This window comes from Agromyces sp. Marseille-P2726 (genome assembly GCF_902809835.1).
Taxonomy (GTDB): domain Bacteria; phylum Actinomycetota; class Actinomycetes; order Actinomycetales; family Microbacteriaceae; genus Agromyces.
In genome coordinates this window covers 41,281-58,260 of the sequence record NZ_CADDWM010000010.1, presented here as the reverse complement: position 1 = coordinate 58,260, position 16,980 = coordinate 41,281, and the positions used below count along the sequence as shown (strand labels likewise).

Genomic DNA, 16,980 nt, shown 5'->3' with positions numbered 1-16,980 from the left:
CTCAGCCGCAGCATACGCCCGTGGCGCAACGCGGCGAGCGGCGCACCGGCGACGCGGCGGCATCCGCTCCCCCACTCGTGTGCGCGATCGAGCCCGACGCCCGGTGTCCGCGTGGACGTCGGCTCGCTGCGGCCCATAGACTCGAATCCGTTCGCTCGGGCACGGGAAGGGCACTGGTGCATGGCGTCGGTACGTCGTAGGTCGGCAGTTCTGGCCGTCGCCGCGGGCGCGTTGCTCGCGCTCAGCGCACCGGGTGCGGCCTGGGCCGAAGACCCCGTCGACTTCGGCTCCAGCCCGATCGTCGACACGGTCGGCGCGCTCGGCGACCAGGCCGCCGAGGTCGAGGCCGCCATCGATCGCGCGGCGGATTCGAGCGGCCGACAGCTCTTCGTCGCCTACGTCGACGAGTTCACGAACCCCGAGGCGCCCGATGCCTGGGCCAACGACACGGCCATCGCCAACAGCATGGGCACCGAAGACTACCTCCTCGCCGTCGCCGTCGACGGGCGGGTCTACTATCTCTCGGCCGACGGCTCCGCGTCGCTGACCGACGCGGAGCTCAACCGCATCTCCACGCAGGTCATCGAGCCCCGGCTTCGCGACGAGGACTGGGCCGGTGCCGCGATCGCCGCTGCCGACGCCCTGGCCGGCGACTCGGCGGGCGGCGGATCCGGCTTCGGGTGGGGCTGGGTCTGGTTCCTCGTCATCGCCGCGGTCGTCATCGTCATCATCGCGATCGTCCTGGCGCGACGCCGTCGGAAGGGCGGCGGCGCGGGCACGCCCGAGGGTCCGCCCCAGCCCTCGATCGAGGAGCTCCGCCGCGAGGCCGGCGGAGCGCTGGTCGCCGCCGACGACGCCATGAAGACCAGCGAGCAGGAGCTCGGCTTCGCCGTCGCCTCGTACGGCGAGGCGGCCACCGCCGCGTTCCGCGAGGCGCTCGAGGGAGCCAAGGCGAAGGTGCGGGAGGCGTTCGCGCTGCAGCAGCAACTCGATGACGCCGAGCCCGACACCGACGAGGAGCGGAGGGCGTGGTACGGCGGCATCATCCGCCTGACGGGTGAGGCTGAGGCCATGCTCGACGAGCAGGCTGAGCACTTCGACGAACTGCGCGACCTCGAGCGCAACGCCCCGGCGGAGCTCGAGCGGGTCAGGGCCGAAGCCGATGCGGCCGCACCGGCCGTTCCCGCAGCTGCAGGCCGGTTGCAGAGCCTCACCGCCCAGTACGCCGCGACGGCCGTGGCTCCCGTCGTCGACAACCCCGAGCAGGCGGAATCCCGCCTCGCGTTCGCGCGCGCGTCGCTCGACGAGGCATCCGCCGCGATCAGCGAGGGACGCACGAGCGACGCGGCAGTCGAGCTCCTCGCTGCCGAGGAGGCCGTCGACCAGGCCAAGCTCCTCACGCAGGCGGTCGAGCGCCTCGCCACCGACCTCTCCGCTGCCGACCAGGCGGTGGCCGACGGCGTCGCCGACCTGGAGCGCGACGTGCAGGCGGCACGCGGCCTGGATGACGCCCGCGCAGCACAGCTCGCCGACCGCGTGGCCGCGGATGCGGCCGAGCTCCGGGCGTCCATGTCAGCTCCCGGCCGCGATCCGCTCGCCGCCCAAGCTCGGATCGAACAGGTCAACGCAGAGATCGACGCGCTCATCGCCAGCGTGCGAGACGCCGCAGAGCAGGCGGCACGGGCGCGGGCCCAGCTCGGGCGCTCCATGACGACGGCACGAGCCCACGTCCAGGCCGCCGAGGACTACCTCGTCGCCCGTCGCGGGGCCGTGGGAGCCGAGGCGAGGACGCGCCTGGCGGAGGCCGGCCGTCTGCTGGTCGAGGCGGAGGCCGTCGCGGCAACCGACCCCGCCGCCGCCCTCGCCACCGCCCAGCGCGCCGAGTCGCTCGCCCGCACGGCGATGTCGATTGCTCAGCAGGATGTCAGCGGATTCAACCCCGGCATGGGCGGCGGGTTCGGCGGGCCGCAGGTCGGTGGCGGTGGTGGCGACCTCTTCGGCGCCGTACTCGGCGGGATCCTCATCAACTCCGTGCTCGGAGGTGGAGGCGGAGGCGGCTCCGGCGGTGGCCTCGGCGGCGGCGGCGCACGACGGGGAGGATTCGGGGGCGGATTCGGCGGCAGCGGCCGTCGCTCCGCCGGCAGCTTCGGCGGGTCGATGACCCGGTCCCGGCGCGGAAGCGGAGGCCGATTCTGAGTCGCACCCCACCATCACCACGACCTGACCTCGATCCACGACCATCACGAAAGCAGGGAACACCATGACCAAGCAGTCCATCTTCGGCCGCATCTCGCAGCTGGTGCGCGCGAACATCAACGCGCTGATCGACCAGGCCGAGGATCCCCAGATGATGCTCGACCAGATGGTGCGCGACTACACGAACAGCATCGCCGACGCCGAGGCCGCCATCGCCGAGACGATCGGAAACCTCCGCCTGCTCGAAGACGACCACCGCGAAGACGTCGAGGCCGCACGCGAGTGGGGCGAGAAGGCGCTCGCCGCGAGCCGCAAGGGCGACGAGCTGCGCGCGAGCGGCGACACCGCCGGCGCCGACAAGTTCGACAACCTCGCCAAGGTCGCCCTCAGCCGCCAGATCTCCTCCGAGAACGAGGCCAAGGCCGCCGAACCCCAGATCGCCGCGCAGACCGAGGTCGTCGACAAGCTGAAGTCCGGCCTGAACGGCATGAAGGAGAAGCTCGTCCAGCTGCAGAACAAGCGCTCGGAGCTCGTCGCGCGTGCCAAGACGGCCGAAGCGCAGAAGCAGGTCCACGACGCGGTGAAGTCGATCGACATCCTCGACCCGACCAGCGAGATCGGCCGTTTCGAAGACAAGATCCGCCGGCAGGAGGCGGTCGTCCGAGGGCAGGCCGAGCTCGCCGCGTCGAGCCTCGACGCCCAGTTCAACGAGCTCGACGACCTGGGCGAGCTCACCGAGGTCGACGCACGACTCGCCGCCCTGAAGGCCGGCGGTTCGCAGGGCCAGATCTCGAGCTGAGGGATGCCCCGGGGCCGCGCCGCATGAACCATCGTGCGGCCCGGCCCCTCCCTTTTCCCCGGTCGGGCGAACGGGTACGGTGTGGCACATGACTCCCGAGGAGGCCGCAGCGGTACTCGGAGTCCCGCAGGAGGCCACTCCCTCCGAGATCGACCGAGCGTACCGACGGCTGGCACGCGATCTGCATCCCGACCGCTTCGCCGGCCGACCCGCCGACGAGATCCGAGCGGCGAACGAGCGCTTCGTCGTGGTCATGCGCGCCCACGAGACGCTGCTGGCCGTGTCGCGGCTGCGCGCGCCCCGGGGTCACGCGCCCGAGACCGCGCACGCGATGCCGGCCGAACCGGCCGAACCGGGCCCGGCCTTCCCCGAGCGAGGGCCCTCGACGCCATCGGGCCCGGCTCGATCGGCCCCGGCCCCATCGATGCCGGCACCGCCGCCTGCGGCGTTCGGCTCGGTCGTTCCGCGATTCAGCTGGCCGCTGTTCCTGAGCTGGGCCCTGCTCATGACCATCGGTGCCGCCCTGTCGTTCTCGAGCGGACCGGTCTACACCTGGGTGGACTGGTGGCCACGACTCGTCCTGCTGGTGGGATTCGCCCTCGCCACGGCGCTGACGCGACGACGGTGGGTCTGGGTGACCACGCTCGTGCTGCTCGGGCTCAGCGCGATCGCCGTCGTCATCGACACGACCATCGTCGGTCTGCTCGGCCTCGGCGGCATGCTCATCGCGTCGCTGGGGCTGGCCGTGCAGAGCGGGCTCGTCCGGCTCCCGCCGCCTCCCTGAGTCGGAGATCCGACCCGGATCCGACGATGATCCGTGCTTTCCGAGCATCCTCTCGCGCGCAATACTGTGAGGCATGTCCGCAACCTTCGTCGTCGTGCCCCAGTGGCAGGGTTCCGTCTCCTCACGTGCCATGAGCCTCGCCGACGGCGCCATCGCGGTGTTCGGCGACCTCCCCGCGTCGGCGACCGTTCTCGTGGAGGTGCCGGTCGAGGCGGGCGACGCGCTCGGCACGGGCGTACGCCGGTACAGCGCGGTCCGTCGCGTCCGCGAACGCACCGAGGAGGCACTCGCCCAGGCGCCGGGCACGGCGATCACGATCGGCGGCGACTGCGGCGTCTCCGTCGCGGCCGTCGCCCACGCCTCGAAGCTGACCTCGGGCGACCTCGCCGTGCTGTGGCTCGACGCCCACCCCGACCTCAACAGCCCCGAGTCCTCGCCGTCGGGCGGGTTCGGCGGAATGACGCTGCGAGCGATCGCCGGCGACGGTGCCGAGGGACTCGCTCTCAAAGCGGAGACGCGGGTCGAGCCCGGCAGGATCGTGCTCGGCGGCACCCGCGCGATCGACGACGACGAGCAGCAGTTCATCGACGAGCACGAGGTCACGGTACTGACCGTCGAGGACCTCTCCGATCCCACCGTGGTCATCGGCGCGCTCGAAGCCACCGGCGCCTCGCGGGTCTACGTGCACATCGACCTCGACGTGCTGGATCCCGCCGCGCTCACCGGCCTCTCGTATCCGATGCCCTTCGGCGTCGATGCCCCGACGCTCGCGGCGCTGGTGCGCGAGGTCGTCGCCCGGTTCCCACTCGCCGGGGCCTCCATCGCCGGATTCGCGCCGAGCTCGCCCACGGCCGCCGAAGACGACCTGCCGACGATCCTGCGGCTGGTGGCCGCGCTCACGTCGCACGCGAACAGCGACGCCGGCGCTGCGGCATCCCACGGTCCTGACGCCATCGCCGGCTGAGCGCGGATGCGACGGCAGGCACCCGCGAGCCTAGGCTGGGAGCCGAACGTCCGGCGGCGGCCGGGTCCTCGGAAGGGAGGCGGCGTGGAGCGCGGAGTCGACGTCGTGGTGCTGGGTGCCGGACCCGTCGGCCAGAACGTGGCGGATCGAGCGAAGGCCGGCGGGCTCGACGTCGTGGTCGTCGAACACGAGCTCGTCGGTGGCGAGTGCTCGTACTGGGCGTGCATTCCGTCGAAGACGCTGCTCCGAAGCGCGGCCGCGCTCCGCGCTGCGCGGCGCGTGCCCGGGGCTGCCGAGGCGGTGACCGGCGCGCTCGACGTCGAGGCGGTGCTGCGACGGCGCGACGAGTGGGTCAACGGCTGGAACGACAGCGGCGAGGCCGGATGGCTCGCGCGAGCCGGCATCGGGCTCGAACGCGGCCACGGTCGACTCGACGGACCGCGGCGCGTCGTCGTCGAGCGCACCGACGGAACGCAGGCGACCCTGGTCGCACGGCACGCCGTCGTCGTATCGACGGGATCGGATCCGGTCCTGCCGGCGATCGACGGCCTTGCCGAGGCCGAGCCGTGGACGAACCGCGACGCGACCGGCGTGAAGCGCCCGCCCGCCCGGCTCGCCATCATCGGCGGCGGGGTGGTGGCCGCCGAGATGGCGACCGCCTTCGCGGGCTTCGGCACCGAGGTGACCGTCATCGCGCGGAGCCGGCTGCTCGGCAGGTACGAGCCGTTCGCCGGCGAAGCGGTCGAAGCCGGGCTCCGTCGTCTGGGCGCCGCCGTACGACTCGGCGCGCAGCCGACGCGCGTGGAACGCACCCCGGCGGGAAACGTGGTGATCACGCTCGACGACGACTCGACCGTCACGGCCGACGAGGTGCTCGTCGCCACGGGCCGGAAGCCCCGAACGGACACGCTCGGGCTCGAGACCGTCGGACTCGAGCCCGGCGCGTGGCTCGAGGTCGACGACACGCTGCTGGTCCCCGACGCCGACGGTGACGGCGACTGGCTGTACGCGACCGGCGACGTGAACCACCGCGCACTCCTCACCCACCAGGGCAAGTACCAGGGTCGTGCCGCCGGCGACGTGATCGCCGCGCGGGCGAACGGCGGCTCGGTCGACGCGTCCCCGTGGGGCGTGCACGTCGCGACCGCCGACCATCACGCCGTGCCGCAGGTCGTATTCGCCGACCCCGAGGTCGTGTCGGTGGGGCTCTCGCAGGCCGCCGCGGAAGAGGCCGGGCGCGACATCCGGATCGCCGACGTTCCCATGCAGTCCGCGAGCGGAGCGGGGATCCTCGCGGACGGGTACGAGGGCCGGGCGCGACTCGTGATCGACGCCGAGCGGGGCGTCGTGATCGGCGCCACCTTCGTCGGCCAGGACGTGCAGGAGTTGCTGCATGCAGCGACCATCGCCATCGTCGGCGAGGTGCCGGTCGATCGACTGTGGCACGCCGTGCCGTCCTTCCCCACCATGAGCGAGGTGTGGCTCCGCCTGCTCGAGAACCTCGGCCGCCCCGAGGCGGTGGCATGAGCGACCGCACCCTGCGCATCCGGCTCACGGACTCCCCCATCAGTCGGGCGGGATACTGGTACGCGACGGCCGTCGGGTTCACCTGGGGGCTGCTCTGGAGTACGGGCCCGGTGCGGCGACGGCACGGTCTCATCGTCTTCACCGGCATGCCGAAGTGGACCTTCGGGCGCGGTGGTTCCTGTGTCGGCGGCTGCTATCTCACCGATCGCAACGACGGCGACGTCGTGCTGGGCCACGAGATGGTGCACAAGGCGCAGTGGGAGAAGTACGGCATGCTGTTCCCCGTGCTGTACCTGTTCGCCGGGCGCAACCCGTTGCGGAACCGCTTCGAGATCGAAGCCGGCCTCGAAGCCGGCGGATACCTCCCCAGACGCCGACCGGCCCGGACGCCGCGTACTGCGGCATCCCGACCGGCCGAGGTCGTCGAGCCCGACGGCGCGTGAGCGTCAGCTCGCAGGTCGTGCTGCTGCCGAGAGCGACGCGACCAGCTCGTCGAGACCGTAGGTCAGCGACAGCGCCGTGGGCGGAGACACGGCGGCGATGAGCTCGGTGCCGACGACCTGGGCCACCCGTCCGTTCGCGACAGCGGGGATGGCCTGGATGGGCGCCGAGGCGAGGAATGCATCGGCCTCGGCCTGCGTGTCGTGGTAGCTGATGAGGAGGTCGCTGTCGAGCTGGTCGAGCTGCTCGTACGACAGCGTGTAGAAGAAGGGGGACTCGCCGTTGGCGAGATCTGCGACGGCCGGGGCGTCGTCGAGGCCGAGTGCCGACAGGAACTCCACGCGCGAGTCCTCGGGTGTGTAGACGTAGAACGTGCCGGCGGAGTCCCACACCGCGGCGACCGTCAGTCCCTCGAGCTCGGGGTGCGCCTCGGCCTGGGCGGCCAGCTCCGCATCGAGGTCGTCGAGCACGCCTTGCGCCTCGTCGGCCTTGCCGAGTGCCGTGCCGACGATCGTGACGGTCTCGCGCCACGGGGTGGTCCACGCCTCGTCGGGGTAGGCGACCGTCGGCGCGATCTCGCTCAGGAGCTCGTACTGCTCCTCGGTGATGCCCGAGTAGGGGGCGAGGATGACGTCGGGCGCCGCCTCGACGATCTCCTCGTAGGGCGGTGCCTCGCCGTCGTCGGTGAGGATGGCGGGGGTTTCCTCGCCCAGTTCGTCGAGCTTCTCGGCCACCCAGGGCAGCACGCCTTCGTCGTTCGCGCCGTACGACTGCTGGGCGATCGCCACCGGCACGACACCCATCGCAAGCGCGGCCTCGGTGCTCCCCCAGCCCCAGGTCGCGACGCGCTCGGGCGCCGCGGGGACCTCGGTCTCGCCGAACGCGTGCTCGATCGTGACCGGGAACGTGCCGTCGGATGCAGCCGACGATTCCGCGCCCTCGGATCCGGCCGTCGAACAGCCGGCGAGCGTGAGGGCGGCCGCGGCCGCGGCGGCGAGGAGGGCGATGGTGCGTCGAGCGTGCATGAACTCCCTTTCGATGGAGTCAGGAAAGTAAGGGCAGCCTAACCTAAGAGTCAGGTGCGATGAAACCGTCCGATCGGAACGACCATCGGAGAACCCGCGATCGGGTCCTCCGTGACCACGCAATCGAGCTCGAATGCCGCACCGACCGTCTCGGCCGTCAGCACCGCCGACGGCTCCCCCGCCGCCGCGATTCGTCCGCCGTCGACGACGACCAGGTGATCGGCGTAGCGTGCCGCGAGGTTCAGCTCGTGGAGCACCATCACGACCGTCGTGCCGAGCTGGCGGTTCGACTCCGTGAGCAGGTCGAGCAGCTCGAGCTGGTGGCTCACGTCGAGGAAGCTCGTGGGCTCGTCGAGGAGCACGATGCCGGCGCGCTGCGCCAGCGCCATGGCGATCCAGACGCGCTGCCGTTGGCCGCCCGAGAGCTCGGACACGGCACGATCGGCGAGATCGGCCGTGCCCGTCGCTTCGAGCACCTCGGCGACGACGCGGTCGTCGTCGCTCGACCGACCGCCGAACCACCCTCGGTGCGGGTGACGGCCCCGCGCGACGAGTTCGGCGACGAGCACTCCGTCGGGCGCCACGGGCTGCTGCGGGAGCACCGCAACGCGCCGCGCGAACTCGCGAGGCGCGAAGGAACGGACGTCTCGCCCGTCGAGCGTCACGCGACCGGCCTCGGGACGCATGAGGCGTGCGAGTCCGCGAAGCAGGGTCGACTTGCCACTGGCATTGGGGCCGACGATCGCGGTGATGCGTCCCTCGGGAATCTCGAGGTCCAGGCCGTCGATGACGACCCGACCGTCGTACGCGAGCCTGAGCGACTCGGCACGCAGCGTCTGAGCGGCTTGCTGCGTCATCCGTCCGATCCTTTCCGGTTGCCCCTCGCGATGAGCCAGAGCAGGTACGGGGCACCGATCAGCCCCGTGACGATGCCGACGGGCACGGCCGTGCCGACGAAGGCGTGCTGGGCGACGAGGTCGGCGACGAGCACGATGGTCGAGCCGATCACGGCGGATGCCGCGAGCGCCGCCTGTCCGTGACCCACGAGCGCCCGAGCGATGGGCGCAGCCACAAGGGCGACGAAGGCGATGGGTCCGGCCAGTGCCGTCGCGGCGGCGACGAGCGCGACACCGAGCGTGATCGCCACGGCGCGGGCGCCTGTGGTGCCGACCCCGAGCGATCGCGCGCTGTCGTCGGAGAGGGCGAGCAGCGGCATCCGTGGTGAGAACAGCGCGGTGAGCACCAGCAGCACCGCCACCGCGCCGCCCGCTGTGGCGAGCTCGGGCCAGGCGATCGAGGCGATCCCCCCGACCATCCAGACGAGCGCCTCGGATGCCTCCCGCACGTCGGCACGCGTGATGAGCCAGCCGAGCAGACCGCCGACGATGGAGGCGAGTCCGATGCCGACGAGCACGAAACGGATGCCGGTCAGTCCGCCGCGCCAGGCGAGACCCCACATGAGCGCAGCCACCCCGAGCGCGCCGGCGAAGGCGGCGAGCGAGACGGCCGGGCCCTCGAGTCCCAGCAGGAGCATCGAGCCCACTGCGGCGAGGCTCGCACCGCCCGTGACACCGAGAATGTCGGGGCTCGCCAGCGGATTGCGGAGCGTGGTCTGGAACAGTGCACCGCCGAGCCCGAGGGCCGATCCCGCGATGACGGCTGCGAGCACCCGCGGCAGCCGAAGGCGCACGATGACGAACTCCGCCTTGGGCGAGCCCTGGCCGACCAGCGCGGCCAGCACGTCGCCCGGCGTGAGGCCTGCGGCGCCGAGGAGGAGCGACGCGGTCGCGGCGACGAGCGCCACGAGCGCCGTCACGAGCAGCACGGATGCCTCGCGCCGGCGCCGGCGCGCACGGCCGACTGCGACCCGGGTCGCGACCTCGGCCAGGCGCCCGTCGAAGGTCGTGCCTCGCGCCATTGCGTGACCCGCGATCACGATCGCCCTCCGAGCGCCGCCGCCTTCGAACGGCGCACGAGCGCGATGAGCACCGGCGCGCCGACGACCGCCGCGACGATGCCCGCCTCCAACTCCGCGGGCGCGACGACGAGGCGGCCGATCACGTCGGCCGTGAGCAGCACGGTGGCGCCGATGACGCCCGCGAGCGGGGTGAGCCAGCGGTAGTCGGTGCCGATGAGCCCCCGTGCGGCGTGCGCGACCGCGAGGCCGAGGAGAGCGATCGGGCCCGCCAGGGAGGTCGCGGTGCCCGCCAGCACGATGACCGCCACCGCCGTGACCACTCGCGTGGCGCCGAGGCGAACCCCGAGTCCGCGTGCCACGTCGTCGCCGAGGGCGAGCAGGTTCAGGCGGCCCGACGTCCATGCCGCGAGTGCCAGCCCGACGAGGAGGAACGGCCAGAGCACGGCGGCCGTGTCGAGCCCGCGGCCCGACAGCGAGCCCACCGACCAGAACCGGTACTGCGAGAGCGTGCCCTCGTCCTGGATGAGCAGGAGGGTGATGAGCGGGGTGGTCGCCGCGGTGAGCGCGGCTCCGGTGAGTGCGAGCTTGGCCGGGCTCGCGCCGCTCCCGCCCGTGGAGCCGATGGCGAAGACGATCGCCGCGGCGAGCGCGGCCCCGCCGAATGCGAACCAGATGAAGCCGAACGGCGACGAGACGCCCAGGAACGCGATGGCGGTCGCGACCGCGAGCGATGCGCCCGCGTTGATGCCGAGCAGCCCCGGGTCGGCGAGGGGGTTGCGGGCGGCACCCTGCAGGAGCGCGGCCACCACGCCGAGCGCGGCGCCGGCCATGACGCCGATCACCGCACGCGGAAGCCGCAGGTCGCGCACCACGACCTGGTCGGCATCTCGGGGCACCGGCGACGTGAACGACCCGAGCACGACATCGAAGGGCACGTTCCGCGTGCCGATGGCGAGGCTCGCCACGACCACGACGGCGAGCACGAGGACCGCGACGCCCAGCACGAGCGCGGGTGAGGTGCGTCGCCCAGTGCGGTCGCCACGGGCACGCGTCGGCGGCGCCACCGTCGCGCCACGCGACATCCGCTCGATCACCTCGGTCAGTCGAGCTCGGCGCGGCCCATCCGCCAGTAGCCCATGAAGGCGACCTGGCGGCGGTCGAGGCCCGCCTCGCGCACGAGGAAGCGGCGGAGGGTGGTGATGGCGGATGCCTCGCCCGCGAGCCAGGCGTAGCAGTCGCCGTCGAGGCTGTGCCCCGCGGGCACGTCCCAGAGCGGGGTGTCGGGCAGGTCGCCCAGCTCGGCCGCGGCAAGGGCGGCGGCGGCGCGCTGTTCGTCGGTGCCGCGCTCGAGCCCGCGCCCCGCGAGGTGGCGCACCACCCAGTCGCGCACCGCCGGCACGAGGCGCGCGCCGTGCGAGCACCCCGACTCGTCGCGCGGAAGCCAGCGCACCTCGACGCCGGCGGGAGCGTCGACCTCGAGCCGGGCGCCACGGGAGGGCACCTCGGTGATCGCGACGCCACGCGCATCGGCCGGCAACGACTCCAGGATGGATGCGATCGCCGGGGCAGCCGGCTCGTCGCCGGCGAGCACGAACATCTCGACGTCGCCGGGGCGCCAGTCGATGCCGACCGTGCGGCCCGGACTCAACTCATCGGGACCGATGAGCACGATCTCGTCGCCCGGCGCCGCGGTGGCCGCCCACGCCGAAGCGGGGCCGGCATCGCCGTGGGCGACGAACACGATGTCGACCTCGCGCAGCTCGGGGCGCACGGCCCGCACGGTGTACGTGCGGAACGGGTTGCGCCGTTCGGCGGGCAGCTCGCGCCAGGCCGTGTACCAGTCCTCCACCTCGGGGAACGAGTCGAACCCGACCTCGGGCAGCGGCAGCACGACCTTCACCCGCTGGTCGAGCCCGGCCGTGCCGAAGCCGTCGAGGTCGTCACCCACGAAGGTGATGCTCGTGAAGTGCGGCGCAAGGCGTTCGACCCGGGCGACCTCGACTCGGAAGCTGCGATAGGCGGGGCGTTCGCGCAGTGCGCTCCGGGCGAGTGAGGTAAGCATTACCTAAGTGTCGCATACCCCCGGACGGCGACGAACACCGAACACCGAACACGGATCCGGCCGCGGGCGTCGGTCACCAGTTCGGCGGATGCCGGTGGCGCCGACGAACCCGACGCTCGAGCTGCGCGGCGATCGCGAACAGCGTCGGCTCCCCGCCGGGTCGACCGATGAGCTGCACGCCCATCGGCGCGCCCTCCGCGGTCTCCTCGACGGGAACGGTGATGGCCGGCAGACCCGCGACGTTCACGAACGACGTGTAGGGCGTGTACTGCACCTGCTGCGCGAAGTTGCGTTCGCCGTCATGAGCGTCGTACCAGCCGACCGGACGCGGCGTGAGGGCGAGCGCAGGGGTGACCACGGCGTCGAAGGGGGCGAACCGGCGGATGACGCGCTCCTCGAAGCCGGTGAGCCACTCGAGGGCTTCGGCGAGCTGTTGCGCCCGCACCCCTCGACCGCGCTCGATGAGCCAGCGCGTGAGCGGCTCGAGGAGCGCCTCGGCCTCGGCATCGACCGGGATGGTGGAGGCGCCCGACTGCCAGATCGTGCGGAACGCCGCTGGGTAGTCGGGCTCGGGTGCCGGTGCCATCGCCTCCACTCCGTGGCCGAGGCGCTCCAAGGCCTCGATCGCGGTGTCGAGTGCCGCGCGTGCTTCGGGGGCGAGCACGATCTCGTAGGCATCGTCCCACGGGGAGTCGGTCATGACCCCGAGCTGGAATCGCCCCTCGCCACGGATCGCCGCACCCAGGTACGGTCCGTCGTCGCCCGGGGCGCGCACCGCGAACCGATGCGCGGGCGGGTAGCCGGTGGGCGCGATCATGCCGTCGAGGAGCAGGGCGGCGTCGGCGACGTTCCGCGCGAGCGGCCCCGAGACGCCCAGCCCCGCGAGACCGGCGAGTCCCGACCCGGCCGGCACCCGCCCCCGTGACGGCTTGACGCCCACGAGCCCGCACGCGGCGGCCGGGATGCGGATCGAGCCGCCGCCGTCGGAGCCGGGGGCGAATGGCAGCATCCCCGACGCGACCGCGGCCGCCGCACCGCCGCTCGACCCGCCGGCGCCGAGGGACGGATCCCAGGGATTACGGGTGGGCGGTCCGGCGAGCCCCTCCGTGTACGACGGCAGCCCGAACTCGGGCGTCGCCGTCTTGCCGAGGCTGACCGCCCCAGCCGCGTCGACCGCGAGCACCATCTCGTCGGAGTCATCCGGAACGAAGTCCGTGAACGCCCGCGAGCCGAACCGTGCCGGAACGCCCGCACGCCGGTGCAGGTCCTTGTCGGCGAGCGGCATGCCCCAGAGCGGCGCCGCCGTCGGCACCTGGTCCTCGACGAACCGGGCGCGCTCGAGGGCGGCGTCGCGCGTGACGGTGGCGAACGCGCCGATCGCGGGATCGAGCCGCTCGATCCGACCGAGGTAGTGCGCGGCGACCTCGACCGGCGTCACCTCGCGACGCTGGAGCAGCTGGTGGAGCTCGAGGGCAGTGTACTCGTGCAGCTCGGTCATGACTGAAGCCTACGGGCGGGTGGCCCGGCACGCCGCGCCGCGGCATCCCTCGGCTATTTCAACGACTTCTGCAGCAGCACGGTGCCCAGCCAGCGATCGAACTTGAAGCCGACCCGGCCCATTCGCCCGATCTCGACGAACCCGAACCGCTCATGCAGCGCGATCGACGCGTCGGCGCCCTGGTCGGCGATGACGGCGATCATCTCTTTCAGCCCGGCAGCCTTCGACCGGGCGATGAGCTCGGCGAGGAGCGCCGTGCCGAGGCCCTTGCCCGAGGCCGCCGGACCGAGGTAGATCGAGTTCTCGACGGTGTAGCGATAGGCCCGCTTCTGCTTCCACGGGGAGACGAGCGCATAGCCGAGCAATTGGCCGCGTGGTGATTCGGCCACGAGGAACGGCATGCCGAGGCGGTCGAGGTAGGCGAACTTCGACCTCCACTCGCGAAGGCTCATCGCGTCCTCGTCGAAGGTCACCGTCGAGTTCGCGACGTAGTGGTTGTAGATCTCCCGCACCGCGGGAAGGTCGGCCGGTCGCGCGTCGCGGATCGCGAACTCGAACGGGGGCTCGGGCGGCTCGGGTGTGCGCAGGTGCCGTGGCAGCACCCGGCGTTCCTGGTATTCCTCCTCGAGCATGGCGACAGCGTACCTCCCCAGTGTTGCGGGCGGATGTCGCGCCGGCATGCCGAGGGTTCGCTGCTCAGCCGGGCAGCCGCCAGTCCACGGGTTCGCCGCCCTGCGCCGCGAGCAGCGCGTTCGCCCGGCTGAACGGACGGGATCCGAAGAAGCCCCGGCTCGCCGAGAGCGGGCTCGGGTGCACCGACTCGATCGTCGGCGTGCCGTCGAGCAGGGGCTTCAGGCTCTGCGCGTCGCGTCCCCACAGGATGGCCACGAGCGGCCCGCCGCGTGCGACGAGCGTGCGGATGGCATGGTCGGTGACCTGCTCCCATCCTCGACCGCGGTGCGAGGCGGGAGCGCCCGGGCGCACCGTGAGCACGCGGTTCAGCAGCATGATGCCGTTCCGGCTCCACGAGGTGAGGTCGCCGTGCGTCGGGATCGGCACCCCGAGATCGTCGGCGAGCTCCCGGTAGATGTTGGCGAGGCTGCGCGGCACCGGCCGGACCTGCGGGTCGACGGCGAAGGAGAGGCCGATCGGATGCCCCGGCGTCGGGTACGGGTCCTGTCCGACGATCAGCACGCGCACGTCGTCGAGGGGCGAACCGAAGGCGCGGAGCACCCGATCGCCCCGCGGGAGGTACCCGCGACCGGCTGCGGTCTCGGCTCGCAGGAAGTCGCCGAGTTCCGCGATGCGAGGGCCGACGGGTCGGAGCGCGCCCGCCCATGACGGGTCGATGAGCCCGTCGGCTGCGAGTTCATCGAGGGACTTCGCCACCGTCAGGCGCCGATCGTGCCGACCAGCACGCCCTGCTCCGACGGAAGCACGCGCCAGACGCTGCCGCGCCCGGTGACCGTGAATCCACCGTCTCCGACGATGAGCACGGTGTGCTCGTCGATGCCGAGCCCGCCCTCGACCAGCCCCGCCTCGACCGCGGCGACCAGGCGCGTGAGCGTGCCCCACTGCGCGACGTGGACGTCGACGGCGACGTCGATCAGCCCGATTCCGGCCGCGACGGTCACCTCGTCGAGCTCCTCTGACGACTCCTCGGGCGCCACCGGCACCTCTCCGATCCGCCAGCCGCCGACGAGCGCGGTGTCGGCGGCGATCGCCGCGCCCGCCGAGAACCCGAGGTACGGAACGCCGGCCGCGACCTGTCGCCGAAGCTCGCCGAAGTGCGGCTCCAGCAGGTCCCGGTAGATGGGGGTCAGACCGCCGCCGACGAGGATGCCGTCGACGTCGGCGAACGCCGTCGCCGGCACCGGCCCGGTCAGCGGAACGGCGGTGACGTGCGCCTCGAACTCCCCGCCGGGCAGGGCGGCTGCGACCAGGCGGGCGGCGTGCTCGAGCTCGTCACCGTCTCGGACGGCGATCACCGCGATCCGCGGGATCGGTCGAGCGGATGCCGCGGCGCGCGTCGCGGCCTCGGCGATGAACGCCGTGTAGACCGCCCCGTCGGGTTCGTCGGCCCAGCCGCCGCCCACGAGGTGGACGCTCACGTCGCGTCCTCGGTGTGGAAGTCCATCACGACAGCGTATCCGCGGCAACGGCTGTCACAGGCTGCCGGTGGCCGGGGGTTCCTCGCGAGGCTCCTCGAGGCGCGGCTGCTCGAGCGGAGGATGTGGTGCACCACCCCGTTCGTCGCCGCGGCGGCGTGCGGCGCCGACACGCTCGTTGATGAACGAGATGACCGTCGCCGAGGCGACACCGACGATCGCGATTCCGCCGGCCATCAGGATGACCGCATACAGCCGGCCGGGGATCGTGATCGGCACCATGTCGCCGTACCCCACGGTGGCGATCGTGACGACGGCCCACCAGACTGCGTCGCCGAAGCTCGTGATGGTCGCGCCCGGTGCGTCGCGCTCGGCGGCGAGCGTCGCGAGCGAGATGAAGTAGACGAACACCGTCGCGTAGCTGAGTGCGAAGGTGACGATGGTCGTGCGGACGGCCGCGCCCGTGCGCCGCTGGAGATAGGGCACCTCCCGGAGGAGTTGCACCACGCGCAGCGCCCGGAACAGGGGGATGACCGCCGACAGCACATCGATCGGATGCCGCCAGATGAACGACCACCGAGCGCCTCGCGGCGTGAGGAGGACGCGCACGACGACGTCGATGATGAATGCGACCCACACCACGATGAGCAGCACGACGATCGATGTCGTGGCCCACGACGGGAGGTCGTCGGTGAGGAACTCGGGCGCGAGCACCACGAACGAGTACAGGACGATGAAGATGACCCCGAGTACCGCCAGCAGCGTCGAGGTGCGACGTTCCCAGCGTTCGCGCGCGGGCGCGGGCGCCGGAGCGGTCGGCGTGGCCGGGTCCGTCGCGACCACGGTCAGTCGCCACTCTCGCGGACTCGGAGTTCGCCCTTCGCGACCCGGTGGGGAGCCGCCTGCGCGACGGGCTTGACGACGATGAGATCGAGGTCGACGTGCCGGGGCTTCAGCATCGCGTCGACGATGACGCCCGCGATGTCCTCGGCGACGAGGGGCTCCGGCACGCCCTCGTAGACGGCGTCGGCACGAGCGCGATCGCCTCCGAAGCGCACCAGCGCGAACTCGTCGGTGCGCACCATGCCGGGTGCGACCTCGACCACTCGGATGGGTTCGCCGTTCAGCTCGAGTCGCAGCACCTCCGTGAGCGCGTGCGCGGCGAACTTCGCGGCGTTGTATCCGCCCCCTCCCGGGTACGCCACGTGCCCGGCGATCGAGGTGACGTTCACGATGTCGGCCACGCCTCGGGCGGTCGCGCCGCGCCGGAGCAGGGGCAGCAGTGCGCTCGTGACCCGCTTGAGGGCGAGCACGTTGACCTCGAGCATCCACGCCCAGTCCTCGATCGAGGACGCCTCCACCGTGTCGACGCCCTTCGCGCCGCCGGCGTTGTTGACGAGTGCGTGCACCGGCCCGCTCTCGGCGAGGTGGTCGCGAAGGGCATCGACGTCGGCCTGCTGCGTGAGATCTGCGACGAAGAAGGATGCCCCGGTCTCATCGGCGAGCCTTCGCAGGCGCTCCTCGCGCCGGGCGACGCCCACGACATCCCAGCCCTCACTGCGGAGCAACCGCACTGTCGCCTCGCCGATGCCCGAACTCGCGCCCGTCACGACCGCCCGCAGCCCATCCATGCGCCCATTCTGCCGCGCTGCGGTTGA

General features: G+C 72.3%; 17 protein-coding genes. 6 read left to right on the top strand and 11 right to left on the bottom strand.

Features of this window, described 5'->3' with window-relative positions; all coding sequences use genetic code 11:
* Positions 1–180 precede the first annotated feature (180 nt).
* From HUS56_RS03365 to HUS56_RS03340, 6 genes are all read left to right on the top strand, one after another.
* Positions 181–2,196 (top strand): TPM domain-containing protein, encoded by a 2,016-nt coding sequence (locus tag HUS56_RS03365; RefSeq protein WP_173921981.1) that lies wholly within the window; start codon positions 181–183, stop codon positions 2,194–2,196.
* A gap of 64 nt (positions 2,197–2,260) precedes the next feature.
* Positions 2,261–2,995 (top strand): PspA/IM30 family protein, encoded by a 735-nt coding sequence (locus HUS56_RS03360; RefSeq protein ID WP_173921980.1) that lies wholly within the window; start codon positions 2,261–2,263, stop codon positions 2,993–2,995.
* A gap of 88 nt (positions 2,996–3,083) precedes the next feature.
* Entirely contained in the window at positions 3,084–3,779 is a 696-nt protein-coding gene (locus tag HUS56_RS17220; protein ID WP_254431263.1) for a DnaJ family molecular chaperone, read from the top strand.
* A gap of 73 nt (positions 3,780–3,852) precedes the next feature.
* A complete protein-coding gene (locus HUS56_RS03350) occupies positions 3,853–4,743 on the top strand; it encodes an arginase family protein (protein WP_173921979.1) in 891 nt (296 codons plus the stop codon).
* Between the two features lie 84 nt (positions 4,744–4,827).
* Positions 4,828–6,270 (top strand): NAD(P)/FAD-dependent oxidoreductase, encoded by a 1,443-nt coding sequence (locus HUS56_RS03345; RefSeq protein WP_254431262.1) that lies wholly within the window; start codon positions 4,828–4,830, stop codon positions 6,268–6,270.
* Positions 6,267–6,713, top strand: a complete 447-nt coding sequence (locus tag HUS56_RS03340; protein WP_173921977.1) for a Fe-S oxidoreductase — start codon at positions 6,267–6,269, stop codon at positions 6,711–6,713. Before HUS56_RS03345 ends, HUS56_RS03340 begins: the two co-directional genes overlap by 4 nt.
* Before the next feature lie 3 nt (positions 6,714–6,716).
* Here the strand turns inward: HUS56_RS03340 and HUS56_RS03335 are convergent, their stop codons facing one another.
* From HUS56_RS03335 to HUS56_RS03285, 11 genes are all read right to left on the bottom strand, one after another.
* A complete protein-coding gene (locus HUS56_RS03335; RefSeq protein ID WP_173921976.1) occupies positions 6,717–7,736 on the bottom strand; it encodes an iron-siderophore ABC transporter substrate-binding protein in 1,020 nt (339 codons plus the stop codon).
* A gap of 50 nt (positions 7,737–7,786) precedes the next feature.
* Complete coding sequence (locus HUS56_RS03330) at positions 7,787–8,593, bottom strand: ABC transporter ATP-binding protein (RefSeq protein WP_173921975.1); 807 nt, start codon at positions 8,591–8,593, stop codon at positions 7,787–7,789.
* Complete coding sequence (locus tag HUS56_RS03325; protein ID WP_173921974.1) at positions 8,590–9,654, bottom strand: iron chelate uptake ABC transporter family permease subunit; 1,065 nt, start codon at positions 9,652–9,654, stop codon at positions 8,590–8,592. The genes HUS56_RS03330 and HUS56_RS03325 overlap by 4 nt, the downstream gene beginning before the upstream one ends.
* Before the next feature lie 14 nt (positions 9,655–9,668).
* Complete coding sequence (locus tag HUS56_RS03320; protein WP_254431261.1) at positions 9,669–10,748, bottom strand: iron ABC transporter permease; 1,080 nt, start codon at positions 10,746–10,748, stop codon at positions 9,669–9,671.
* A 5-nt stretch (positions 10,749–10,753) separates the two neighbouring features.
* Entirely contained in the window at positions 10,754–11,716 is a 963-nt protein-coding gene (locus HUS56_RS03315; RefSeq protein ID WP_173921973.1) for a siderophore-interacting protein, read from the bottom strand.
* A 73-nt stretch (positions 11,717–11,789) separates the two neighbouring features.
* Positions 11,790–13,214 (bottom strand): amidase, encoded by a 1,425-nt coding sequence (locus HUS56_RS03310; RefSeq protein ID WP_173921972.1) that lies wholly within the window; start codon positions 13,212–13,214, stop codon positions 11,790–11,792.
* Positions 13,215–13,267: 53 nt separating this feature from the next.
* A complete protein-coding gene (locus HUS56_RS03305) occupies positions 13,268–13,846 on the bottom strand; it encodes a GNAT family N-acetyltransferase (protein ID WP_173921971.1) in 579 nt (192 codons plus the stop codon).
* A 64-nt stretch (positions 13,847–13,910) separates the two neighbouring features.
* Positions 13,911–14,603, bottom strand: a complete 693-nt coding sequence (locus tag HUS56_RS03300; RefSeq protein WP_173921970.1) for a uracil-DNA glycosylase — start codon at positions 14,601–14,603, stop codon at positions 13,911–13,913.
* 2 nt (positions 14,604–14,605) lie between these two features.
* Positions 14,606–15,325 carry a Type 1 glutamine amidotransferase-like domain-containing protein gene (locus HUS56_RS03295; RefSeq protein WP_173921969.1) on the bottom strand — a complete coding sequence of 240 codons (720 nt, stop codon included), beginning with the start codon at positions 15,323–15,325 and terminating at the stop codon, positions 14,606–14,608.
* Positions 15,326–15,379: 54 nt separating this feature from the next.
* The gene (locus HUS56_RS03290) at positions 15,380–16,165 is read right to left on the bottom strand and encodes a potassium channel family protein (RefSeq protein ID WP_173921968.1); all 786 of its coding nucleotides are present in this window, start codon (positions 16,163–16,165) and stop codon (positions 15,380–15,382) included.
* Between the two features lie 2 nt (positions 16,166–16,167).
* Positions 16,168–16,953: an SDR family NAD(P)-dependent oxidoreductase gene (locus HUS56_RS03285; protein WP_173921967.1), complete on the bottom strand. Its 786-nt coding sequence runs from the start codon at positions 16,951–16,953 to the stop codon at positions 16,168–16,170.
* Positions 16,954–16,980: the final 27 nt, after the last annotated feature.

Bases quoted from the DNA above. Each gene is read 5' to 3' on its own strand.
- HUS56_RS03365 (WP_173921981.1), top strand. From the start codon at position 181: ATGGCGTCGGTACGTCGTAGGTCGGCAGTTCTGGCCGTCGCCGCGGGC.
- HUS56_RS03360 (WP_173921980.1), top strand. From the start codon at position 2,261: ATGACCAAGCAGTCCATCTTCGGCCGCATCTCGCAGCTGGTGCGCGCG.
- HUS56_RS17220 (WP_254431263.1), top strand. From the start codon at position 3,084: ATGACTCCCGAGGAGGCCGCAGCGGTACTCGGAGTCCCGCAGGAGGCC.
- HUS56_RS03350 (WP_173921979.1), top strand. From the start codon at position 3,853: ATGTCCGCAACCTTCGTCGTCGTGCCCCAGTGGCAGGGTTCCGTCTCC.
- HUS56_RS03340 (WP_173921977.1), top strand. From the start codon at position 6,267: ATGAGCGACCGCACCCTGCGCATCCGGCTCACGGACTCCCCCATCAGT.
- HUS56_RS03335 (WP_173921976.1), bottom strand. From the start codon at position 7,736: ATGCACGCTCGACGCACCATCGCCCTCCTCGCCGCCGCGGCCGCGGCC.
- HUS56_RS03330 (WP_173921975.1), bottom strand. From the start codon at position 8,593: ATGACGCAGCAAGCCGCTCAGACGCTGCGTGCCGAGTCGCTCAGGCTC.
- HUS56_RS03325 (WP_173921974.1), bottom strand. From the start codon at position 9,654: ATGGCGCGAGGCACGACCTTCGACGGGCGCCTGGCCGAGGTCGCGACC.
- HUS56_RS03315 (WP_173921973.1), bottom strand. From the start codon at position 11,716: ATGCTTACCTCACTCGCCCGGAGCGCACTGCGCGAACGCCCCGCCTAT.
- HUS56_RS03310 (WP_173921972.1), bottom strand. From the start codon at position 13,214: ATGACCGAGCTGCACGAGTACACTGCCCTCGAGCTCCACCAGCTGCTC.
- HUS56_RS03305 (WP_173921971.1), bottom strand. From the start codon at position 13,846: ATGCTCGAGGAGGAATACCAGGAACGCCGGGTGCTGCCACGGCACCTG.
- HUS56_RS03285 (WP_173921967.1), bottom strand. From the start codon at position 16,953: ATGGATGGGCTGCGGGCGGTCGTGACGGGCGCGAGTTCGGGCATCGGC.